21 protein-coding genes and 1 pseudogene are annotated in these 22,039 nt (G+C 73.3%); 8 read left to right on the forward strand and 14 right to left on the reverse strand.

Going from position 1 to position 22,039, the window contains the following annotated elements:
- Positions 1 to 30: 30 nt before the first annotated feature.
- The 7 genes and pseudogenes from ACIP37_RS08610 to cobU form a co-directional block, all read right to left on the reverse strand.
- Complete coding sequence (locus ACIP37_RS08610) at positions 31 to 546, reverse strand: DUF4240 domain-containing protein (protein WP_350885237.1); 516 nt, start codon at positions 544 to 546, stop codon at positions 31 to 33.
- 211 nt (positions 547 to 757) lie between these two features.
- Positions 758 to 2,530, reverse strand: a complete 1,773-nt coding sequence (gene sucB / locus ACIP37_RS08615; protein ID WP_363628806.1) for a 2-oxoglutarate dehydrogenase, E2 component, dihydrolipoamide succinyltransferase — start codon at positions 2,528 to 2,530, stop codon at positions 758 to 760.
- A gap of 56 nt (positions 2,531 to 2,586) precedes the next feature.
- Positions 2,587 to 3,975, reverse strand: coding sequence for a dihydrolipoyl dehydrogenase (gene lpdA, locus ACIP37_RS08620; protein ID WP_363580954.1), 1,389 nt, complete (start codon positions 3,973 to 3,975; stop codon positions 2,587 to 2,589).
- A gap of 406 nt (positions 3,976 to 4,381) precedes the next feature.
- A complete protein-coding gene (locus ACIP37_RS08625; RefSeq protein WP_363580956.1) occupies positions 4,382 to 5,887 on the reverse strand; it encodes a leucyl aminopeptidase in 1,506 nt (501 codons plus the stop codon).
- Between the two features lie 260 nt (positions 5,888 to 6,147).
- The gene (locus ACIP37_RS08630) at positions 6,148 to 6,927 is read right to left on the reverse strand and encodes an adenosylcobinamide-GDP ribazoletransferase (RefSeq protein WP_363580958.1); all 780 of its coding nucleotides are present in this window, start codon (positions 6,925 to 6,927) and stop codon (positions 6,148 to 6,150) included.
- Between the two features lie 87 nt (positions 6,928 to 7,014).
- The gene (locus ACIP37_RS08635; RefSeq protein ID WP_363628804.1) at positions 7,015 to 8,130 is read right to left on the reverse strand and encodes a nicotinate-nucleotide--dimethylbenzimidazole phosphoribosyltransferase; all 1,116 of its coding nucleotides are present in this window, start codon (positions 8,128 to 8,130) and stop codon (positions 7,015 to 7,017) included.
- Between the two features lie 28 nt (positions 8,131 to 8,158).
- A pseudogene (gene cobU / locus ACIP37_RS08640) lies at positions 8,159 to 8,716 on the reverse strand (bifunctional adenosylcobinamide kinase/adenosylcobinamide-phosphate guanylyltransferase); the annotation flags it as partial.
- Between the two features lie 132 nt (positions 8,717 to 8,848).
- Between cobU and ACIP37_RS08645 the strand changes: the two are divergent.
- Positions 8,849 to 9,049: a hypothetical protein gene (locus tag ACIP37_RS08645; RefSeq protein ID WP_350886321.1), complete on the forward strand. Its 201-nt coding sequence runs from the start codon at positions 8,849 to 8,851 to the stop codon at positions 9,047 to 9,049.
- Between the two features lie 17 nt (positions 9,050 to 9,066).
- Here ACIP37_RS08645 and ACIP37_RS08650 read toward each other — a convergent pair whose 3' ends face one another.
- A complete protein-coding gene (locus ACIP37_RS08650) occupies positions 9,067 to 9,807 on the reverse strand; it encodes a class I SAM-dependent methyltransferase (RefSeq protein ID WP_400805697.1) in 741 nt (246 codons plus the stop codon).
- 158 nt (positions 9,808 to 9,965) lie between these two features.
- Positions 9,966 to 10,556, reverse strand: coding sequence for a DUF3043 domain-containing protein (locus ACIP37_RS08655; RefSeq protein ID WP_350886323.1), 591 nt, complete (start codon positions 10,554 to 10,556; stop codon positions 9,966 to 9,968).
- Between the two features lie 298 nt (positions 10,557 to 10,854).
- Here ACIP37_RS08655 and ACIP37_RS08660 point away from each other — a divergent pair, with 298 nt between their 5' ends.
- Both ACIP37_RS08660 and ACIP37_RS08665 read left to right on the forward strand, forming a co-directional pair.
- Entirely contained in the window at positions 10,855 to 11,658 is an 804-nt protein-coding gene (locus ACIP37_RS08660) for a PspA/IM30 family protein (RefSeq protein WP_363580962.1), read from the forward strand.
- A gap of 37 nt (positions 11,659 to 11,695) precedes the next feature.
- Positions 11,696 to 11,989, forward strand: coding sequence for a hypothetical protein (locus ACIP37_RS08665; protein ID WP_363622262.1), 294 nt, complete (start codon positions 11,696 to 11,698; stop codon positions 11,987 to 11,989).
- A gap of 86 nt (positions 11,990 to 12,075) precedes the next feature.
- On the opposite strand, the gene nadA is transcribed toward ACIP37_RS08665, so the two are convergent.
- Complete coding sequence (gene nadA / locus ACIP37_RS08670; protein ID WP_400333622.1) at positions 12,076 to 13,260, reverse strand: quinolinate synthase NadA; 1,185 nt, start codon at positions 13,258 to 13,260, stop codon at positions 12,076 to 12,078.
- Between the two features lie 219 nt (positions 13,261 to 13,479).
- Between nadA and ACIP37_RS08675 the strand changes: the two genes are divergently transcribed.
- From ACIP37_RS08675 to ACIP37_RS08685, 3 genes are all read left to right on the forward strand, one after another.
- Positions 13,480 to 14,403 carry an NADP-dependent oxidoreductase gene (locus tag ACIP37_RS08675; protein WP_363580966.1) on the forward strand — a complete coding sequence of 308 codons (924 nt, stop codon included), beginning with the start codon at positions 13,480 to 13,482 and terminating at the stop codon, positions 14,401 to 14,403.
- Between the two features lie 204 nt (positions 14,404 to 14,607).
- On the forward strand, positions 14,608 to 15,072 hold the full coding sequence (locus ACIP37_RS08680; RefSeq protein ID WP_363580968.1) for an Lrp/AsnC family transcriptional regulator: 465 nt from the start codon (positions 14,608 to 14,610) through the stop codon (positions 15,070 to 15,072).
- Positions 15,073 to 15,291: 219 nt separating this feature from the next.
- The gene (locus tag ACIP37_RS08685) at positions 15,292 to 16,659 is read left to right on the forward strand and encodes a pyridoxal-dependent decarboxylase (RefSeq protein WP_244293334.1); all 1,368 of its coding nucleotides are present in this window, start codon (positions 15,292 to 15,294) and stop codon (positions 16,657 to 16,659) included.
- Between the two features lie 91 nt (positions 16,660 to 16,750).
- Here the strand turns inward: ACIP37_RS08685 and ACIP37_RS08690 are convergent, their stop codons facing one another.
- A complete protein-coding gene (locus ACIP37_RS08690) occupies positions 16,751 to 17,611 on the reverse strand; it encodes a GNAT family N-acetyltransferase (RefSeq protein ID WP_400805608.1) in 861 nt (286 codons plus the stop codon).
- 246 nt (positions 17,612 to 17,857) lie between these two features.
- Here ACIP37_RS08690 and erpA point away from each other — a divergent pair, with 246 nt between their 5' ends.
- Positions 17,858 to 18,211, forward strand: coding sequence for an iron-sulfur cluster insertion protein ErpA (erpA, locus tag ACIP37_RS08695; protein ID WP_030391519.1), 354 nt, complete (start codon positions 17,858 to 17,860; stop codon positions 18,209 to 18,211).
- Positions 18,212 to 18,305: 94 nt separating this feature from the next.
- Here the strand turns inward: erpA and ACIP37_RS08700 are convergent, their stop codons facing one another.
- Together ACIP37_RS08700 and ACIP37_RS08705 are read right to left on the reverse strand one after the other, a co-directional pair.
- Entirely contained in the window at positions 18,306 to 19,004 is a 699-nt protein-coding gene (locus ACIP37_RS08700) for a hypothetical protein (RefSeq protein WP_363583018.1), read from the reverse strand.
- 124 nt (positions 19,005 to 19,128) lie between these two features.
- A complete protein-coding gene (locus ACIP37_RS08705) occupies positions 19,129 to 19,338 on the reverse strand; it encodes a hypothetical protein (RefSeq protein ID WP_350886337.1) in 210 nt (69 codons plus the stop codon).
- Positions 19,339 to 19,618: 280 nt separating this feature from the next.
- Between ACIP37_RS08705 and ACIP37_RS08710 the strand changes: the two genes are divergently transcribed.
- On the forward strand, positions 19,619 to 20,596 hold the full coding sequence (locus tag ACIP37_RS08710; RefSeq protein ID WP_363622249.1) for a carbohydrate kinase family protein: 978 nt from the start codon (positions 19,619 to 19,621) through the stop codon (positions 20,594 to 20,596).
- Here the strand turns inward: ACIP37_RS08710 and ACIP37_RS08715 are convergent.
- Positions 20,589 to 21,989 carry a cysteine desulfurase/sulfurtransferase TusA family protein gene (locus tag ACIP37_RS08715; protein ID WP_400805611.1) on the reverse strand — a complete coding sequence of 467 codons (1,401 nt, stop codon included), beginning with the start codon at positions 21,987 to 21,989 and terminating at the stop codon, positions 20,589 to 20,591. The two genes, ACIP37_RS08710 and ACIP37_RS08715, sit on opposite strands and share 8 nt — an antisense overlap.
- Positions 21,990 to 22,039 lie beyond the last annotated feature (50 nt).

Consider the following 22,039-nt stretch of genomic DNA (forward strand, 5'->3'; position numbering starts at 1 on the left):
CGCTCATGCCGTGGGCGTGTCTGACGCGTCCTAATCCCCGTAGCGCTCCCAGAGCTTGGGAAACCGTTTCGCCATGACGTCCGGGTCGTCGAAGTCCAGCGCGGCCCCGGCCGGTCGGCCGGACTGCCGCCCGCCCACCTCGGGCAGCGGAAGTCCGGTCAGCTGCTCGTACGCCTCGTCGGCGGCGTAGCCGAGGTCCTCGGCCTCGCCGTCCTCCTCCTCGTCGAACTCGGGCAGCAGGTCCGCCAGGTCGTCAGGCTCGAACAGGGCGCCCTCGAAGACGTCCCGGCCCTGGCCGATCAGCCAGCAGCGGAAGTAGTCGAAGGTGTCGTCGGAGGCGCCGTCCAGCAGCAGGTAGGCGGCGCCCCAGAGGTCGTGGCGGTAGGCCCGCTGGAACCGGGCCTCGAACAGCCGGGCGAAGTCGATGACGTCGTCCGGGGTCAGCTGGACCAGCCGTTCCACCAGCCGGTCGGCCTGCTCGTCCGGATCGCCGTCGGCGTCCTCCCGGGTCTCGTCGATCATCTGCCAGAAGTCGGTCTCGTCCATCACCGCTCCAGCATCCCCGTTCGCAAGCCCCCGCGCATGCCATGGCCCGGCGAAACGCTGGTGATGTTCGACGCAGCCAGGCGCGGCCCGAGACAACCGGACGCGGCCGGAAGCAGGCGGACAGCAGGCGGGCCCGGGCAACGGCGGAGCCCCGCGCCGTCCAGGGACGACGCGGGGCTCCGTGCAGCCGAAACCGCGGACCGGCAGTGCCTTACAGGCCGAGCTCGACCTCGAACTCGCCGGCCTCCAGGATCTCCTTGACCGCGACCAGGTAGCGGGCGGCGTCGGCGCCGTCCACCAGGCGGTGGTCGTAGGAGAGCGACAGGTAGGTCATGTCACGGATGCCGATGGCGGTGCCGCCGTCGGCCTCGATGACCACCGGGCGCTTGACGGTGGCACCGATGCCCAGGATGGCGACCTGGTTCGGCGGCACGATCACGGTGTCGAACAGCGCACCGCGCGAGCCGGTGTTGCTGATGGTGAAGGTGGCGCCGGACAGCTCGTCCGGGGTGATCTTGCTGTCGCGGACCTTGGCGGCCAGCTCGGCGGTCTTCTTCGAGATGCCGGCGATGTTGAGGTCGCCCGCACCCTTGATGACCGGGGTCATCAGACCCTTCTCGGAGTCCACCGCGATACCGATGTTCTCGGTGTCGAAGTAGGTGATGGTGCCCTCGGCCTCGTTGATCCGGGCGTTGACGACCGCGTGGGTCTTCAGCGCCTGGGCGGCGGCCTTGACGAAGAACGGCATCGGGGACAGCTTGACGCCCTCGCGGGCGAGGAAGCCCTCCTTGGCCTTGCCGCGCAGCGACATGATCTTGGTGACGTCCACCTCGACCACGCTGGTCAGCTGGGCCTGCTCGTGCAGGGCCTTCAGCATGTTGTCGCCGATGACCTTGCGCATGCGGGTCATCTTGACCGTCTGGCCGCGCAGGGCGGACGGCGCGGCGGCGGCCTTCGGCGCAGCGGCCGGAGCGGCGGCGGCGACCGGGGCCGGGGCGGCCTTGGCGGCCTCCGCGGCGGCGACGACGTCCTGCTTGCGGATGCGGCCGCCGACGCCGGTACCGGCGACGGAGGACAGCTCGACACCGTGCTCGGCGGCGAGCTTGCGCACCAGCGGGGTGACGTAGGCGTCACCGGCGTCGGCCACCGGGGCAGCCGGCGCGGCCGGGGCGACGGGAGCCGGAGCGGCGACCGGAGCGGGCGCGGCCGGGGCCACCGGGGCCGGCGCGGCGGCGACCGGAGCCGGCGCGGCCGGAGCGACGGGGGCCGGGGCAGCCGGAGCGGCCACCGGAGCCGGAGCGGCGACCGGAGCCGGGGCAGCCACGGGGGCCGGGGCGGCGACCGGGGCCGGGGCGGCGGCGACGGCACCCGCGGCACCGATCAGCGCGAGCTGGGCGCCGACCTCGGCGGTCTCGTCCTCGCCGACCAGGATCTTCACCACGACACCGGCGATCGGCGACGGGATCTCGGTGTCGACCTTGTCGGTGGAGACCTCGAGCAGCGGCTCGTCGACCTCGACCGTCTCGCCCTCGGCCTTCAGCCAACGGGTGACGGTGCCCTCGGTGACCGACTCGCCCAGCGCGGGCAGCAGGACCGGGGTGGCGTCGGCAGCCGGAGCGGCAGCCGGAGCCGCCGGGGCGGCAGCGGCGACCGGGGCGGGGGCGGCGGGCGCCTCCACGACCGGGGCCGGGGCGGCGACGGGCGCGGCCTCGGCGACCGGGGCCGCAGCGGCGACCGGGGCACCGGAGCCGTCGTCGATGATCGCCAGCTCGGCGCCGACGTCGACGGTCTCGTCCTCGCCGACCTTGATCGAGGCCAGGATGCCGGAGGCCGGCGACGGGATCTCGGTGTCGACCTTGTCGGTCGACACCTCGAGCAGCGGCTCGTCGACCTCGACACGCTCACCCTCGGCCTTCAGCCAACGGGTGACGGTGCCCTCGGAAACGCTCTCGCCCAGCGCGGGCAGTGTTACTGAGACCGCCATGGTTTCAGCGACTCCTATCAAGTCTTGCGTACTGGAAATGGGGGGTGGTGGCGTGATCAGTCGTGCGCGTGCAGCGGCTTGCCGGCCAGCGCCAGGTGCGCCTCGCCCAGGGCCTCGGACTGGGTCGGGTGCGCGTGGATGAGCTGCGCGACCTCGGCCGGCAGGGCCTCCCAGTTGTAGATCAGCTGAGCTTCGCCGACCTGCTCGCCCATGCGGGCGCCGACCATGTGGACGCCGACCACGGCGCCGTCCTTGACCTGGACGAGCTTGATCTCGCCGGCGGTCTTCAGGATCTTGCTCTTGCCGTTGCCGGCCAGGTTGTACTTGAGGGTGACGACCTTCTCCTTGCCGTACAGCTCGACGGCCTTGGCCTCGGAGATGCCGACGGAGGCCACCTCGGGGTTGGAGTAGGTCACGCGCGGGACGCCGTCGTAGTCGATCGGCACCGGCTTGAGGCCGGCCAGGCGCTCGGCGACCAGGATGCCCTCGGCGAAGCCGACGTGGGCCAGCTGCAGGGTCGGGGCGAGGTCGCCGACGGCCGAGATGGTGGGCACGTTGGTGCGCATGTACTCGTCGACCAGGACGTAGCCGCGGTCCATCGCGACGCCGTTCTCCTCGTAGCCGAGGCCGGACGAGACCGGGCCGCGGCCGATGGCGACGAGCAGCAGGTCGGCGTCGATCTGCTTGCCGTTCTCGGTGGAGACGCGGACACCGGCCTCGGTGTACTCGACGCCCGAGAAGCGGGCCTTCAGCTCGAACTTGATGCCGCGCTTGCGGAACGCGCGCTCCAGCAGCTTGGAGGAGTTCTCGTCCTCCAGCGGGACGAGGTGCGGCAGCGCCTCGACGATGGTGACCTCGACGCCGAAGGACTTCCAGACCGAGGCGAACTCGACGCCGATCACGCCGCCGCCGAGGATGACGGCCGACTTCGGGATGCGGTCGAGCTTGAGGGCGTGGTCCGAGGAGATCACGCGGTTGCCGTCGATCTCCAGGCCCGGGATCGAGCGCGGCACGGAGCCGGTGGCCAGGACGATGTGGCGGCCCTCGATGCGCTGGCCGTTGACGTCCACCGAGGTCTGCGAGGAGAGCTTGCCCGCGCCCTGGATGAAGGTGACCTTGCGGGAGGCGACCAGGCCCTGGAGGCCCTTGTACAGGCCGGCGATGACGTCGTCCTTGTACTTGTGGACGCCGTTGATGTCGATGCCCTGGAAGGTGGCCAGAACGCCGAACTCGGCGGCCTCCTTCGTCTCGTCCGCGATCTCGGCGGCGTGCAGCAGAGCCTTGGTCGGGATGCAGCCGCGGTGCAGGCAGGTGCCGCCCAGCTCCCCCTTCTCGACCAGGGCGACGCTCAGGCCCAGCTGAGCGGCGCGGAGCGCCGCGGCGTAACCGCCGCTTCCGCCTCCGAGAATGACTACGTCGAAAACGGTGCTGGCGTCGTTCGCCACGTCACGTCCTCCATGCAATGGGGTGGGTCGCCGGGCCGGTCGCGGTCCGGTGGGTCGGAAGCCTTTGTGAGGCGCCCAGTCGTGCCGGAAATACATCTTCGCACTTGTTCGCGGTGGCTGATGTCCGGGTCCACCCCAGGGGTGTCCCACAGAGCGGTCACCGGGGCGGGAATACCCCCGACGGAAGGGCATCATTGCAGCTCAACGCGGGGTTGACAGCCGCCGGACGGGCGTCGGCGCAGCCCTGCGGCGCCATGTCTTCCGCAGGGTGGAACAAAGTTTCGCCCGCAGCGAACAGAGGTGCGGGGCGGGGTCCCGGCCTACTCGCGGGTAACCGGCGCCGGCGCGCGAACGCCGACGGGGGCCCGGCGCACGCGCGCCGGACCCCCGTCGACTCAGTGCCTGATCAGGCCTTGTTGCCCGCCGCGGTCTGCTCGGCGAACCGGACCAGGGTGCGCACCGCGCTCGCGGTGCCGCCCTTCGGGGTGTAGCCGAACGGCGCGCTCTCGTGGAACGCCGGGCCGGCGATGTCCAGGTGCGCCCAGTCGATGCCCTCGGCCACGAACTCCTTCAGGAACAGGCCGGCCACCAGGCCGCCGCCCATCCGCTCGCCCATGTTCGCCAGGTCGGCGATGGTCGACTCGGTCATGCCCTTGCGCAGCTCGGCCGGCAGCGGCATCGGCCAGGACTGCTCGCCGACCTCGCCCGAGACGGTGTGCAGGGTCTCGCGCAGCTCGTCGTTGTTGGACATCACGCCGAAGGTGCGGTTGCCCAGGGCCAGCACCATGGCGCCGGTCAGGGTCGCCACGTCGACGATGACGTCCGGGTTCTCCTCGCCGGCGCGCACGATCGCGTCGGCCAGCACCAGACGGCCCTCGGCGTCGGTGTTCAGCACCTCGACGGTCTTGCCGCCGTACATGCGCAGCACGTCGCCGGGGCGGGTGGCGGAGCCGGACGGCATGTTCTCGGCCAGCGCCAGCCAGCCGGTCACGTTGACGGCCAGGCCCAGGCGCTTGGCGGCCACCACGGCGGCGAACACGGCGGCGGCGCCGGCCATGTCGCACTTCATGGTCTCGTTGTGGCCGGCCGGCTTCAGCGAGATGCCGCCCGAGTCGTAGGTGATGCCCTTGCCGATGAAGGCCAGCGTGGCCTTCGCCTTCGGGTGGGTGTAGGCCACCTTCACCAGTCGCGGCGGGTTGGCCGAGCCGTTGCCGACGCCCAGCAGGCCGCCGAAGCCGCCCTTGAGCAGCGCCTTCTCGTCCAGCACCTCGACCTTGAGGCCGTGCTCCTTGCCGGCCGCCTGGGCGATCGCGGCGAAGCTCTTCGGGTTCAGGTCGTTCGGCGCGGTGTTGACCAGGTCACGGGCCCGGTTCATCTCCTCGCCGACCGCGGCGGCGCGCTCCACGGCCGCCTTGGCGTCCTTGCTGCCCTTGCGGGGGGCCAGCACGACCAGCTCGCCGACCGGCTCCTTGCCGCTGCCGTCGGCCTTGTAGGTGCCGAAGGCGTACGAGCCGAGCAGGCCGCCCAGCGCGACGGCCTCGACCTCGTCCGCGGACTCGGTCGGCAGGGCCAGCGCGGCCTTCTTGGCGCCGGCCAGGGTGCGGGCGGCGACACCAGCGGCGCGGCGCAGCGCCTCCAGCTGGTAGCCGGCCTCGGCGGCCTCGCCGAGGCCGACCGCGAGCACGAGCGCGGCCTTCAGGCCGGCGGGGGAGGGCACCTTGACGGCCTCGCCCTCGGCGCCGGTCGCGCCCAGGGTGCTGAGGACCTCGGTCAGCTTGCCCTCGAACGCCTCGTTCACGGCCTCGGAGCCGGGGGCCAGCACGATGCCCTTGGGGCCCTTGGCGACACCGACCACCAGGGCGTCCGCGCGCAGCGAGGCGGCGGAGGAGGTGCTCACAGACAATGCAGTCACGTAATGCGTCCTGTTCTTTCGCGGTCCACGGCCGGTTGCGGCGAGGCTGCCGCACCGGCGCAACCCGCCGTCGCAGGCCGGACCGCCCGGCACGCTCCGGGTCCGGGCCCCCTGGCGCGCGCACCCGCGCAGGTCGCGGCCACGCACACCAGAGGCCCCGGCTCCTCGGGTCACGCCGGGCGGGCAGGACCTGCGACGGTGCAGGGCTGCGGTGCTCCCCGCATGGTAGTCCGCATGGTGGGATCACGCGCCGCCCGGTATCAGCCGAGCAACGCCAGGGCGAACAGCGAGGCGGTCGCGGCGGTTTCCGCCATCGCGCCGAGCACGTCCCCGGTGATTCCGTCGAACCGCCGTACGCAGCGCCGGAGCAGCAGCTGGGCGCATCCGACGCCGAGCACAACGGACAGGGGGAGACGGAGGATTGACGATCCGTCAAACAGTCCGAGTGCGGCCAGGGCGAGCGCCGCGGCGGCCGTCCCCGCGACCGCTCCGGCGGGTGCCACGGTGCCCGCCACCATCGCGCCCAGGCCGCCCGGCCGGGCGGCCGGCACCGACCGCAGGCAGCCCCAGGCGAGCGCGCACCGCGCGGTCACCGCCGACGCCAGCACCGCGAGCGCGCCGCGCGTGGTCGACTCGGCGAACTGTCCGGCCAGCGCCGCGATCTGGGCCAGCAGCACGAGAACGAGGGTCAGGACGCCGAACGGGCCGATGTCGGACTGCTTCATGATGCGCAGCGCGTCCTCGGCCGGCTTCCCGCTGCCCAGGCCGTCGGCCACGTCCGCCAGACCGTCCAGGTGCAGCCCCCGGGTGAGCGCGGCCAGCACCCCCACCGCCGCCACCGCCCCGAGCAGCCCGCCGGCCCGCCAGGCCACCAGCGCCCCCGCCCCGGCGCCCGCCGCGCCGAGCACCAGCCCCACCACCGGGGCCGCCGTCATCGCCCGCGCCGCCGCGGCCCGGTCCCACCGCTCCACCCGCACCCGCAGCACGGACAGCGTCCCGAACCCGAACCGGAGCCCCTCGGCCCAACTGGCGCCCTGCACGACGTGTTTCCCTCCGAACGGAAGCGCCCCGTCCGATGTGCCGGACGGGGCGCCCATGATCCTGGTGCCACGGGTTGCTGCGGGTTCCTACAGCCGCCGCAGCAGGTCCGCCGCCGACGGCAGCTTCGGCTGCTCCTTCGGCGCCGACGGCACGAACGGCCGCGGGGCCTCGTCCGCGAGCGCGTCGCCCGCGGCCTGGAGCAGAGGTAGGGCCAGCAGCGCGCCGAGGCCCTCGCCCATGGTGATCCCCTGGTCCTGCAACGGCGTCAGGGTGAGGCGGTCGTAGGCCTTGGCCTGGGCGGGCTCGCCGCTCGACTGCCCGGCCCGCCACCACTCCGGCGCCCGGAAGGCGATCCGCTGCGCGACCAGCGCGCAGGCCGCCGAGACGACGCCGTCCAGCACCACCGGGAGCCGTCGCGCCGCGGCCTGGAGCAGGAAGCCGGTGATCGCCGCGAAGTCGGCCCCGCCGGTGGCGCCGAGCAGCGCCAGCTGGTCGCCGAGGACGGGCCGGGCCCGCCGCAGGGAGTCGCGGATGGTGGCGCACTTGACCATCCAGACCCGGTCGTCGACGCCCGAGCCGCGCCCGGTGACGGCAGCCGCGTCCGTCCCGCACAGCGCGCCGACCAGGACGGCGGCGACGGTGGTGGCGCCGACGCCGAGGTCGCCGAGCAGCACCAGGTCGGTGCCGGCGTCGGCCTCCTCGTCGGCGACGGCCATGCCGGCCCGGAAGGCCCGCGCGGTCTCCTCGGGGGTGAGCGCGTCCTCGACGTCGATCCGGCCGGAGCCGCGCCGGATCCGGTGGGTGACCACGTCGTCCGGGAAGTCGGCGGGGTCGGCGTCCACCGCGACGTCGACGACCCGCACCTCGGCGCCGTAGCGCCGGGCCAGCCGGGTGACCGGCGCGGTGCCGTCCAGGACGGCGCGCACCCGCGCGGCGGTGCCGCCCTTGGCGGGCAGCCGGGACACCCCGAGCGCGGCCACGCCGTGGTCGGCGGCGAACAGCAGCACCTTGGGGGCCGACACCGGCCGCACGGGGGATCGCCCCTGTACGGACGACAGCCAGCTGCCCAGCTCCTCCAGCTTGCCGAGCCCGCCGCGCGGCCGGCCGGCCTCCTGCCAGCGTTCCTCGGCGGCCCGTCGGGCGCTCTCGTCGGGGCGCTCGACGAGCGAGGAGAACGTATCGAGATCCACGGTCGTGTCCATCGTCCGGAAGGCTACACGCCGCAGATGTTCAGGCGGCGGCTGGCTTGACGGTCAGAACCTGCCCGGCCACGACCAGCAGCACACGCTCGGAGGCGTCCGCCACGGCCATGTTCAGCCGGCCCAGGGTGTCGCGGAAGCGCCGGCCGGCGGCGGTCGCCGGGACGACGCCCATCCCGACCTCGTTGCTGACCGCGACGGCCGTGCGCCCGGTGGCCGCCCAGGCCCGCGCCAGGGCCTCGCAGCGCCGCTGGACGGCGGCCTCCCCACCCGCCGCCCAGACCGCGTCGTCCCAGGCGCCGCACTCGTCCATCACGGCGGTCAGCCACAGCGCCAGGCAGTCGACCAGCACCGGCGCCGGGTCGGTCCGGTCGGCCAGCACGGCCTCCAGGTCGCAGGTCTCGGCGGTGCGCCAGCTCGCCGGCCGCCGCTCGCGGTGCAGCGCGACCCGCTGGGCCCACTCGGCGTCGCCGTCCCGGGCGCCGCCGGTGGCCACGTACAGGACGTCCGGGTGGTCGGCGAGCAGCTGCTCGGCCCGGGTGGACTTGCCGGAGCGGGCGCCGCCGAGCAGCAGCGTGCGGGGGAGCGGGTGGTGGATCGCCATGCCGCTCATCCTGCCCGACCGGGCATCCGGACCGTCCGGCCAGGCATACGGAAGATCGGGCCGGGCAGGCTAAGGTGCGCAGCACGCAGGCAGCGTCGTCGGTGGGAGGAGCCGGGCATGGTCTGGACGTGGCGGTACGAGAAGGCGGACGGCACCGCGGTGGTGCCGGAGGGCGCTCAGGAGGAGTTCGCCGGTCAGGGGGACGCCGAGACCTGGATCGGGGAGTCCTGGAAGCAGCTCGCCGAGGACGGCATCGACACGGCGGTCCTGCTGGACGACGACCGGGTGATCTACTCGATGAGCCTGCACGAGGCGTAACCGCCGTCGCGGGGCCGCTACTTGGCGCCGACCACGTGCAGCAGCGCGGCGACCTGCCGGTACGGGTCGGTGCGGCCGGCCCGGTCCTCGGCCTCCAGCAGCTGGGCGAGCTGCCGCCCGTCCACCGGCGGGGCCGCGTCGTCGGGCGCGTTGTCGGTGAAGACCCGTACGCCGTACCAGTGCTTCAGCGGCACCGACACCTCGGAGAGGGTGACGGTGAGGTCGGCGAGGCGGTCGGCGCGGGCGGCCAGCCCGAGCCGGTTGTAGTACCGGTCGCTCTCGAAGGCGTGAAGGGCGGCCCGCCAGTCCCCGGCGGCGGCGGGCCGCAGGGCGAGCGCGTCGCGGTTGCGGACCAGCAGCGAGAGCAGCCCGCCCGGGGCCAGCAGCCGGGCCAGCGAGGCGATCATCGGGTCGGGGGCGGGCAGGTACATCAGGACGCCGTGGCAGAGCACCACGTCGAAGCTGCGCGGGCCGAACCAGCGCCCGCACTGGTGGGCGTCGCCGCTGAGCAGTTGCAGCCGGCCGGCAACCTCCGGCGGTTCCTCGGCGAGCGCCCCCTGGGCGACGCCGAGCGCGACCGGGTCGGAGTCGATGCCGGTGACGTAGTGGCCGGCCCGGGCCAGGCGCAGCGCCTGGGTGCCCTGGCCGCAGCCGATGTCGAGGACGCGCTGCGCGGTGCGGCCGGCCAGCTGCTCGGCGAGCTGCCGGGAGACCAGTTCCTGGCGGACGAAGTCGCGCAGTCCGCCGAGCCGGTCCAGCCAGGCGCCGGTACCGCCGGCGAAGGAGCCGCTGCGCGAGGGCAGCCGGCGCTCCTGGCCGATCCGGTCGTGGCCGCCGTCCCCCTGCCCCGGCAACGCGTACAGGCCGGGCCCCTCCCAGGAAGGGGGGGCCCAGCCGGAGTCCACCGGTTCGGCGGTCAGGGCTTCTCTCCGCGCCGCACCTGCGGCTTGGGCAGTCGCAGCCGGCGCATCTGCAGGATGCGCATCAGGCCGTAGGCGACCGCGCCGCGGGTGTTCTGGCCGGCGAAGCGCTCGGCGAACTGCTTGCGCAGACCGAAGCCGAGGCGGACGAAGTCCAGGATCACCAGCACGAAGAACAGCAGGAACAGCAGCGTGGACAGCAGCTGGATGGCGGGCACCTTGATGATGCTCAGCACCAGGATGACCACGGCGGCGGGCAGGAAGAACTCGGCGAGCGACCAGCGGGCGTCCACGTAGTCGCGGGCGAACTTGCGCACCGGGCCCTTGTCACGGGCCGGCAGGTGGCGCTCGTCGCCCTCCAGCAGCGCGGTGCGCTGCTTCTCGCGCTCGGAGCGCATCCGCTCGCGGGCCTGGCGGGCGGCCTCCTTGCGGTCCTTGGGCACCGTCACCCGGGTGCGCCGGTTGGCCTCGGCCTCACTGCGCTTGGGCGTTGGCCGGCCCTTCTTGGCCTGGGGGTGGCGGGTCTCGTCCGGCTTCTCCAGCACGGTGGCGGAGGCGGCTGCATCATCTGAACGGCGTCGGAACACACCACCAGCGTACGGGGTGCCGGGCGGCTTCTCGGGGTCCCCTCGGACCCAAACGCGTATCAATCCGCGAGGTCGGCGCCCGCCGGGGTTTCCCGGCCCCTTCCCGTAGGGGATCAATCGGATGGACTATGGAGGGGATGAGAGGCGGATCCACCCGGGGGAGGAGGAACTCCGCTGGTCGCTGTAGCAGTCTTGTAGCAGGCAGGTGCACTGCGGCGACGGGCTCGCTGCACATACACTCGTCGTGTCTGGTATCGAGATAGAGACCGCAGGCCGGAGAAGGGGGCACCCGAGGCCCATGAGCGACGGAATCATGAAGCGTATGGGGTTGATCTTCCGCTCCAAGGCGAACAAGGCCTTGGACCGGGCGGAGGATCCCCGAGAGACGCTCGACTACTCCTACCAGAAGCAGCTCGAACTGCTGCAGAAGGTACGGCGTGGCGTCGCGGACGTCGCGACCTCGCGCAAGCGCCTGGAACTCCAGCTGACCCAGCTCCAGCAGCAGTCGGCGAAGTACGAGGACCAGGGCCGCAAGGCGCTGTCCCTGGGCCGCGAGGACCTCGCGCGCGAGGCGCTGACCCGCCGGGCCAACATGCAGTCCCAGATCACCGACCTGGAGACGCAGTACCAGGCCCTCCAGGGCGAGGAGGAGAAGCTCACGCTCGCCTCCCAGCGGCTGCAGGCCAAGGTGGACGCCTTCCGCACCAAGAAGGAGACCATCAAGGCCACCTACACCGCCGCTCAGGCGCAGACCCGCATCGCCGAGTCCTTCTCCGGGATCTCGGAGGAGATGGGCGACGTCGGCCTGGCCATCCAGCGGGCCGAGGACAAGACGGCCCAGATGCAGGCCCGGGCCGGTGCGATCGACGAGCTGCTGGCGTCCGGTGCGCTCGACGACTCCAGCGGTCTCGGCCGCAAGGACGACATCGAGGCCGAGCTGGAGCGGGTGGCCGGCGGCACCGACGTCGAGCTGGAGCTGGCCCGGATGAAGGCCGAGCTGGGGGGCCCGTCCTCCGGTCCGGCCGCGATCGAGCAGGGCAATTCGCAGCAGCCGCAGGCCCAGCCGCAGCAGGACACCCCGCGCATCAACTACAACAAGTGATCTGAGCTCCATCCCACGAACCAGGGAGACGCACGGCATGATCATGAGGGTCATGGGTGAGGGGCAGTACGAGGTGGGCGAGTCCCACCTGAACCTGCTCAACGAGCTCGACGCCGAGCTCGTCACCGCAGTGGAGTCGGGGGACGAGGAGCACTTCCGTCGGGCCTACGGCAAGCTGCTGGACGCGGTGAAGCAGTTCGGCACTCCGGTGCCGCTGGATTCACTGGCGCCGTCCGAGCTGATCCTGCCGAGCGCCGAGGCGACGATCGACGAGGTCCGCGAGATGTTGATGGCCGACGGCGAGGGTGTGATCCCGGGCTACCCCGAGTAGCCGCCGCGGCCGGTGCCAGACGAAAGGGCGGGTCCCCTCCGGTGGGAGGGGACCCGCCCTTCGTCGTGTCCCGGCGGCCGGGCCGGCTACGGCAGGGCCAGCATCCGGTCCAGCGCCGCCTTGGCGTACTTCTCGGTCTCCGGGTCGACGGTGATCACGTTCGGCACCCGGCCCTCGACCAGCGACTCCAGCGCCCAGACGAGGTGCGGCAGGTCGATCCGGTTCATGGTGGAGCAGAAGCAGACCGTCCGGTCCAGGAAGACGATCTCCTTGTCCGGGTGGGCCTTGGCCAGGCGGCGGACCAGGTTCAGCTCGGTGCCGATGGCCCACTTGGAGCCGGGCTCGGCGGCGTCCAGCGCCTTGATGATGTACTCGGTCGAGCCCACCATGTCGGCGGCCGAGACGACCTCGTGCTTGCACTCGGGGTGCACCAGCACGGTGACGCCGGGGATCCGCTCGCGCACGTCGTTCACCGAGTCCACGCTGAACCGGCCGTGCACCGAGCAGTGGCCGCGCCACAGGATCATCTTGGCGTCCCGCAGCTGCTCGGCGGTCAGGCCGCCGTTCGGCTTGTGCGGGTTGTACAGGACGCAGTCGTCCAGCGAGAGGCCCAGATCGCGCACCGCGGTGTTGCGGCCGAGGTGCTGGTCGGGCAGGAACAGGACCTTCTGGCCCTGCTCGAAGGCCCACTCCAGGGCGCGTTCGGCGTTGGAGGAGGTGCAGATGGTGCCGCCGTGCTTGCCGGTGAAGGCCTTGATGTCGGCGGAGGAGTTCATGTACGAGACCGGGACGGTGACGTCGGCTATGCCGGCGTCGGTCAGCACGTCCCAGCACTCGGCGACCTGCTCGGCGGTGGCCATGTCGGCCATCGAGCAGCCGGCCGCGAGGTCCGGGAGGACGACCTGCTGGGCGTCGCCGGTCAGGATGTCGGCGGACTCGGCCATGAAGTGCACGCCGCAGAAGACGATGTACTCGGCCTCCGGGCGGGCCGCCGCGTCCCGCGCGAGCTTGAAGGAGTCGCCGGTGACGTCGGCGAACTCGATCACCTCGTCGCGCTGGTAGTGGTGTCCGAGGATGAAGACGCGGTCACCGAGCGCGGCCTTGGCGGCGCGGGCGCGCTCGACGAGGTTCGGGTCGGAGGCCGGGGGGAGGTCGCCGGGGCACTCGACGCCGCGCTCGCTGTTCGGGTCGGCCTCGCGGCCGAGCAGCAGCAGAGCGAGCGGCGTCGGAGTGGGGTCGACGCCGTGGGTCTCGGTGATGGTGGTGGTCACGGGCGGGTGCCCTTCTGTGCGGCCGATCAAGCCTGAAGCCTTTTCGTCTATCTGACGCTATCTATGATAACCGGTTGGTGTCAGAGTGACGATGGCCATCCTGTCGATGTGACGAGAACCGCTCGCCGAATCGGACCCTGGCGGAACCGGATGACCGTTTTGGGGTGGTCCTCGCGTGGCCGAATCGATATCCGGCCGGGCCCGGGTATGGCTGAGGCCATGAAGGCAATCGCGATCAACCGCTACGGCGGCCCCGAAGTCGTCGAGTACACCGACCTGCCCGACCCCAAGGTCGGTCCGGACTCGGTCCTGGTGCGGATGCGGGCGGCCGGGGTGAACCCGGTGGACTGGAAGATCCGGGACGGCGCCCTGGACGGCCTGCTGGACGCGCACTTCCCGCTCGTCATGGGCTGGGACCTGGCCGGCGTGGTCCGCGCCGTCGGCGGCGGCGTCACCGAGTTCGCGCCCGGCGACGAGGTCTACGGCTACGTCCGCAAGGACACCGTCGAGCACGGCACCTACGCCGAACTCGTCTCCGCCCCGGTCCGCACCCTCGCCCGCAAGCCGGCCGCACTGGACTGGGCCCAGGCCGGCGGCCTGCCGCTGGCCGGGCTCACCGCGCTGCAGAGCCTCAAGGCACTGCGGCTGCGGGCGGGGGAGACCCTGCTGGTGCACGCCGCGGCCGGCGGGGTCGGGCACCTGGCCGTCCAGATCGCCCGGGCCCTCGGCGCCCGGGTGATCGGCACCGCGGGCGAGCGCAACCACGACTACCTGCGCGGCCTCGGCGCCGAGCCGGTGCTCTACGGCGAGGGCCTGGCCGACCGGGTCCGGGCGCTCGCCCCGGGCGGGATCGACGCGGCCCTCGACCTGGTCGGCCACGGCGCCGTCCCGCTCTCGGCGAGCCTGGTGGCGGACCAGAGCCGGATCGCCTCGATCACCGACTTCGGGGTGAAGGCCCTCGGCGGCCACTACGTCTGGGTCCGCCCGGACGCCGCGGACCTCGCCGAACTGGCTGCGCTGGCCGACGACGGCCGGCTGACCGTCACGGTCGCCTCCACCTTCCCGCTCTCCCAGGCGGCCTCCGCCCAGGCGCTCAGCGCCGAGGGCCGCACCCGGGGCAAGATCGTCCTGCTGGCCGACTGACGGCGGACTGACGGCGGACCGGCTGCCGACCGGCGGCGGACCACCGACGGACCACCGGCCGTCATCTGCCAGCGGTGAACTCGCTCCTGACATCCGCCAGAATGGTTGGCGAACCGTTTCGGCAGCCGCCCCTACCGCCCTCCGTCCGAGGGCCCGCCGCCCGAGGCCGCAACCGACCCGTACGACCCGTGGAGCCCCGCACCGATGACCAGCAGCCGAGCGCACGAGGTGGTCGGGACCGACCTGGACGAGACCGACCGGCTCCTGCTCGCCCGGCTCGGCCGCGACGGCCGCGCCTCGTACGCCGAGATCGGCCTCCAGGTCAACCTCTCCGCCACCGCCGTGCGCCGCCGGATCGACCGGCTGCGGGCGCGCGGCGTGGTGCGGGGCTTCACCGTGGTGCTCGACCCGTCGGTGCTCGGCTGGCAGACCGAGGCCTTCGTCGAGGTCTACTGCCGCGAGCGGACCGCCCCCGAGGAGATCCTCGCCAGCCTGCGCCAGTTCCCCGAGGTGGTCGCCGCCTGGACGGTCACCGGCGACCCGGACGCCCTGGTCCACCTGCGCGCCGCCGACATGCGGCACCTGGAGGCCGTCATCGAGCGCATCCGCCGCGAGCCCGGCGTCCAGCGCAGCCGCTCCTCGGTCGTCCTCTCCCAGCTCATCGGCTAGGGCGCGCCCTAGCCCGCCGGCCCCCGTCCGGCCCCCTCCGGCCGGTGCGCAGGAATCCTGCGCGGACCGGCCCGAAGACGCCCGAAAGCTGCCTGACCAGCCGGGTTCCGACGCGCGGCGAACCCCTCCCGCTGCCTACGCTGATCACGTCCGGTCCACGCGGTGAACCGCCCCGCCGACCGGGCATCCCCCGACACCCCACAGCCGAGAGGGACAGCCGTGTCCGCAGCCCCCGACCGCATGCACCGGCCCGACAACGAACTGGTCGACCTGGTTTTCGACTACATGCGGGACCGGCTGCAGTACGACCCCGTCCCGCTCGACCACCCCGGTGACGGCGAGCACCTGCGCGCCCAGCTGGCCGGTCTGCTGAACGCGGACGGTAACGCCCCCGCCGACGTGCTCAAGCTCTACGACCACGAGCTGTCCCGCGCGGTGATCTCCGCCGACAGCCCGCGCTACCTGTCGTTCATCCCGTGCGCCCCGACCAAGGCCGCGCTGCTCTTCGACATGGTGGTCTCCTGCGCGTCCCTGCAGGGCATCTCCTGGCTGGAGGCGGCCGGCGCGATCGCCGCCGAGAACCAGGTGCTGCGCCTGATCGCCGACCGCGCCGGCCTGCCCGCCTCGGCCGGCGGCACCTTCGTCTCCGGCGGCTCCGCGGGCAACCTCTCCGCCCTCGTCGTCGCCCGCGACACCGCCCGCCGCAAGCTTGGCGTCGGGCCGGAGGCGCGGCTGCGGATCGCCGTCGCCGACCAGGTCCACTCCTCGGTCAAGAACACCTTCAACATCATCGGCGTCGAGGCCTTCAAGGTCCCCACCGTGAACCGCCGGTTCACCGGCGAGGCGCTGCGCGCCGCGCTGGCCGCCGACCCGAACCCGGAGACCGTCATCGCGGTCGTGGGCACGGCCGGGACGACCAACGAGGGCATCGTCGACGACCTCAAGGGCCTGGCCGAGGTCGCCCGCGAGCGGGACCTCTGGTTCCACGTCGACGGCGCCTACGGCGGCGCGGGCCTGTTCGCCCCCTCGGTGCGCGAGCGCTACAACGGCATCGAGCACGCCGACTCCTTCGTCGTCGACCCGCACAAGTGGCTGTTCGCCCCCTTCGACTGCGCCGCGCTGATCTACCGCAACCCGCAGCTCGCCCGGGCCGTGCACACCCAGGACGCCTCCTACCTCGACGTCCTGCACACCGAGGGCGACGAGTGGAACCCCACCGACTACGCCTACCACCTCACCCGGCGCGCCCGCGGCCTGCCGCTGTGGTTCTCCCTCGCCGTCCACGGCACCCAGGCCTACACCGACGCCATCGAGGCCGGCCTCACGCTCGCCCGGGACACCGCCCAGCTCATCCGCGACACCGACCACCTGGAGCTGCTGTTCGACCCGCAGCTCTCGGCCGTCTGCTTCAAGCGCAAGGGCTGGACCAACGAGGACTACTACCGCTGGTCGCAACAGCTGCTCGCGGACCAGATCGGCTTCGTCACCCCCACCGGCTGGGACGGCGAGACGGTCGCCCGCTTCGCCTTCCTGCACCCGGGCACGACGATGGACATGGTCCGGGAGATCCTGGACACCATGGCCTGATCGGCCCCCGGTGACCCGTGGCCCCCGCCGGAGCAGGCAGCCGGCGGGGGGCCCGTCGTCCAGTCGTCCAGTCGTTCCGTCGTCCCGTGGTTCAGAGGAAGGCGCCGCTCGGCAGGTACGGCGCCGGCGGCCGCATCCCGCGCAGCCCGACGAAGCCCCGGCTCCGCAGGGTCAGCCCCACCTCCAGGCCGACGTCCAGCGCCCACTCCTGCTCGGCGGTCAGGAACTCCACGCGCGCCTCGACCCCGTCCGGCACCCGGGCCAGCGCCTCGCGCAGCAGCCGGGCGGCGATCCGCTTGGTGGTGGCCGCCAGCAGCTTCACCTCGCCGCCGTCCCGGTAGCAGTAGCCGCTGCCGGCCAGCGCGTCGGCGATCAGCAGTTCCTCGAAGTGGCCCAGCATCAGCTCGTGGTCCGGGCCGTGCGCGGACCCGCGCAGCCGCCGGTCCACCGAGTCCAGCAGGTGCCGGTGGACGGCGCCGCCCCGGTGCACCGGGATGTCCCCCGGGTCGAGCAGCCCGGCCCGGTCCACCCGCCCGGTCAGCCGCATCGCCGGGTGCAGGGTGAACCCGGCCAGCCGGTAGCGGCGGGCCGCCGCCGGGGACGCCGACGCGCAGACCATCCCGCGCAGGCAGCCCCGCGAGTGTGCCGCCGCCCGTTCCAGCAGCAGCCGCCCGACGCCCTTGCCCTGCGCCTGCGGCCGGACCGCGAACAGCGACGGCGCCCACAAGCCCTCCCGGCGCATCGACAGCACCGCGCCGACCGGCTCCCCGCCGCTCTCCGCCAGCCAGCAGCCCTCCGGATCGGTGCGGGCCAGATGTCTGGTCCGGGCGAGCTGCAGCGGGGTCGGTGCGGGCGCCGGACCGGGCAGGGCCGGATCGGCGAACGCGGCGAGGGAGAGCTCCTGGACGGCCTCCGCGTCGGCGGCGGTGTCCCTGACCTGGCGCAGGATCATGGCCACCATCCTGGCGTCCGCGGGCCCGGCCCGGGGCGGGTTCCCCGGATTCCGCGGCTCGGGCGGTGACCCACCCTCCCGGGTTGTGCGAGCATGGGGAGCGTAGGGGACGCGGGTGGCACACCCGGCCCACGGAAATTCCGCCACCAGCAAGCCGACGAAGACAATCGCCGTTCGGGAAATGAATCCGGACGGCCGTTGGTTGGCACTGGGGGCAAACCGTCGTCAAAGACCGGGAGAAAGCAGATGACCGTCCAGGACGAGACCACCGTCGAGAGTGGCATCCTCCTTACCGATGCCGCCGCGGCCAAGGTCAAGGGCCTGCTGGAGCAGGAGGGCCGCGACGACCTCGCACTTCGCGTCGCCGTCCAGCCCGGTGGCTGCTCCGGCCTGCGTTACCAGCTGTTCTTCGACGAGCGCTCGCTCGACGGCGACGTGCTCAAGGACTTCGACGGTGTCAAGGTCGTCACCGACCGGATGAGCGCCCCGTACCTGGGCGGCGCCACCGTCGACTTCGTCGACACCATCGAGAAGCAGGGCTTCACGATCGACAACCCGAACGCCACCGGCTCCTGCGCCTGCGGCGACTCGTTCAGCTAGGCAGCACCGCTCGACGCTCGTTCGAGCCGCGGTACGGAGGCGGCCCCGGGGATCATCCCCGGGGCCGCCTCCGCGTTCCGCACCGTTGTCGCGGCTACTGGCCGGCGACGTCCGGAGTGACCGGGTCCGGGCCCATGTGCGGATCGGCCTCCAGCGGCACGTTCTGGCCGCTCGACTGGTCGGTCACCGTCCGCCCGGCCAGCGGCGAGCGCAGATCGGCGGACACCGACTGCCGCTTGGCCAGCGCGTTGCAGACCTGCCCGGGCTGCACCGGCGCCGCCACCACGATCCTGACGTCCACCCGGCCGGGGTGCGACTCGTCCGCCTTCAACGCGTACTTCTGGCAGACCCCGCCGAAGAAGTAGACGGTCAGCCCGTTGCTGCCGTCCACCCGGTAGGAGACCGCCGGGCGCGCCCCGGACCCGGCCGGGTCGGGCTCGCCCACCGCGATCCCGGGGCCCGGGGGAGTGCCCCCGGAACCGGCCGTCGACGGCTGCCCCGGGGCGGGCGAGGCCGCGGTGGGGGCCCACTTGGTCGGCGGCGTCTGGCCGGGCTGGTCCGACGTGGCCGACGGGCTCGCTGTCGGAGCCGGCGCGGACGGGGCGCCGGAGGACGCCGGGGCCTCCGGGGAGGCGCTCGCGCCCGCCGAGGTCGTGGCCGCGCCGCCCGCCGCCGAGTCCGACGAGGTCTTGCCGTCCCCGTTGCACCCGGCCACCGTCACCACCGCCGCCAGCGCCAGGCCCGCCAGGGCCACCGCCCGCCGACCGCGCCGGGGCATCGTCTCCAGGTCCATCTGCACATCCTCCCGAGGGCTCAGCGGTGCCGCCCGCTCGGCCGCTCCGCGCGGATGTGACGTGACCCGGTCGGATCCGGTTCCACTTCGGTTCCACCCGCCCCGGGCCGGGGCGGGCGCCGGGTCACATGCCGTACTCGGCCATCCCGGCGACCAGCCGCTGCGCGTCGGACGGCACCCGGAACCCCTCCCGGGCGGGCGCGGCCGGCTCGGGACCGGTCGCCAGCAGCGGCCAGAACCGGCGCAGCCGCCGGGACGAACTCACCAGCGCGTCGAGGCTCTCGCCGTCGGCTTCGGTCCGGAGGGCGGGCAGCGGGGCGTGGCTGGGCATCATCGGGCATCGCTCCGATCCATGGCCGTGGCCGCACTGCCACGGTCGACGACGGGGCCCGCCCGGCTCGGCGGGGCCCCTGCTGCCGACCCTAGGCCGGGGTTCGGCCCACCCACCAGTGCTACCCGGAGGTAGTACACGTTCGACGGTGACGGGTGCCACGATGGCACTGCGGGCCGGCGGATTGCGGCGGTCTTGCTGCCGCCCGCCCCGAGCCCGGTACCGTGTGTGGGTTCACCCGTGCTTGCCCGTTGGCCCCGCAGCCATCCTGAGGAGACCTCCCGTGCGTATCGCCGTCGCCGGCTCGATCGCCACCGACCATCTGATGACGTTCCCCGGTCGGTTCGCCGACCAGCTCGTCGCCGAGCAGCTGCACACCGTGTCGCTGTCCTTCCTGGTCGACACCCTGGACATCCGCCGCGGCGGAGTCGCGCCGAACATCGCGTTCGGCATGGGCGTGCTCGGGCTGCGCCCGATCCTGGTCGGCGCGGCCGGCGCGGACTTCGCCGAGTACCGCAGCTGGCTGGAGCGCAACAACGTGGACTGCAACTCCGTCCACATCTCCGAGACCCGGCACACCGCCCGCTTCATGTGCACCACGGACGAGGACCACAACCAGATCGCCTCGTTCTACACCGGCGCCATGGCGGAGGCCCGCAACATCGAGCTCAAGCCGATCGCCGACCGCGTCGGCGGCCTCGACCTCGTCCTGATCGGCGCCGACGACCCGCAGGGCATGGTCCGCCACACCCAGGAGTGCCGCACCCGCGGCTTCGCCTTCGCCGCCGACCCCTCCCAGCAGCTGGCCCGCCTGGAGGGCGACGACATCCGCGACATCGTCGACGGCGCCGCGTACCTCTTCACCAACGAGTACGAGGCCGCGCTGATCGAGAGCAAGACCGGCTGGGACGCCGAGGAGATCCTCACCCGGGTCGGCACCCGGATCACCACCCTGGGCAGCAAGGGCGTGCGGATCGAGCGCAAGGGCGAGGCGGCGATCCTGGTCGGCTGCGCCGCCGAGGAGGCGAAGGTCGACCCGACCGGCGTCGGCGACGCCTTCCGGGCCGGCTTCCTGACCGGCCTGTCCTGGCAGCTCGACCTGGAGCGCGCCGCCCAGCTCGGCTGCATGCTCGCCACCCTGGTGATCGAGACCGTCGGCACCCAGGAGTACGAGCTGCGCCCGACCGCCTTCCTGAAGCGCTTCGAGGACGCCTACGGCGCCGAGGCCGCCGCGGACATCCGCGCGCACCTGGTCAAGTAGTCCGCCGGACGACGAGGTAGGCCGAGCCCCGGTCGCCGCCGTAGTCGGCGGCCGGGGCCTCGCCCGCGTACTCCTGGCCGCGCATCCCGCACCAGGCCGGGATGTCCAGCCGGGCCGCCTCGTCGTCCGCGAGCACGGCGACCGTGCCGCCCTCCGGCACCTCGCCGATCCGCTTCGCCAGCTCGATGACCGGCAGCGGGCAGCGCTTGCCCAGCGTGTCGATCACCAGCAGGGGCCCGGCCGCCGGCTCCGGCTCCGGGGCCGACAGGTCCAGCCCGAGCGGCGCCCGGACGCCGGCGACCAGCTCCGGCAGCACGGTGAGGAAGCGTTCGACGTCGGCCTCGGCCGTCCCGGGCGGCAGCGAGACCCGGACGTTCCCCTCGGTGAGCACCCCCATCGCGGCCAGCACATGGCTCGGCGTCAGGGTGGAGGAGGTGCAGGAGGAGCCGGAGGAGACCGCGAAGCCCGCCCGGTCCAGTTCGGTGAGCAGCACTTCGCCGTCCACGTACAGGCAGGAGAAGGTGACGATGTGCGGCAGCCGCCGCACCGGGTCGCCGACCACCTCCACCTCGGGCACCAGCTGCGGCACCCGGGCCCGGATGCGTTCCACCAGCGCGTGGAGCCGGGCGTTCTCCCGCGCGGCCTCGGCCCGGACGGCCCGCAGCGAGGCGGCCGCGGCGACGATCGCCGGGACGTTGACGTAGCCGGGCACCCGCCCGCCCTCGCGTTCGTCGGCCGGCAGCGGCGAGGCGTACCGGACGCCCTTGCGCACCGCCAGCACCCCGACGCCGGGCGGCCCGCCCCACTTGTGCGCGCTGGCGGTCAGCAGCGACCAGCCGGCCGGGACGTCCACCCGCCCGACGCTCTGCGCGGCGTCGACCAGCAGCGGGACACCGGCCTCGCGGCAGTGTCCGGCGACCTCGCCGACCGGCTGGACCGTCCCCACCTCGTGGTTGGCGCTCTGCAGGACGGCCAGCGCGGTGTCCGCGCGCAGCAGCGCGGCGAACACGTCCGGGTCGACCCGCCCGGCGCGGTCCACCGGCGCCACCGAGACGGTGCCACCGCCCGCCTCCTGACGCTCGGCGACGTGCAGCACGCTGGAGTGCTCGACCGCCGAGTGCACCAGGTGGCCGCCGCGCCGCCGGTGGCCGGCCAGCGCGCCCAGCATGCCCAGGTGCACCGCCTGCGTCCCGCTCGCGGTGAAGGCGATCTCGTCCGCCCGGGCTCCCAGGGCCTCGGCCACCGTCTCGCGGGCGGCGTCCAGCAGCATCCGGGCCTGCCGGCCGGAGCGGTACAGCCGGGCCGGATCGGCCCAGCCCTCGTCCAGGGCGGCGGTCAGCGCCTGTCGTGCGACGGGGTGCAGAGGGGCCGTCGAGGCCGCATCGAAGTACACGGTCACATTTAACGACACACCCGGAGGCTTTCCGGTCCGACGACGTCGCT

Origin of the sequence: Kitasatospora sp. NPDC088861, assembly GCF_044750105.1 — a bacterium.
Lineage (GTDB): Bacteria > Actinomycetota > Actinomycetes > Streptomycetales > Streptomycetaceae > Kitasatospora.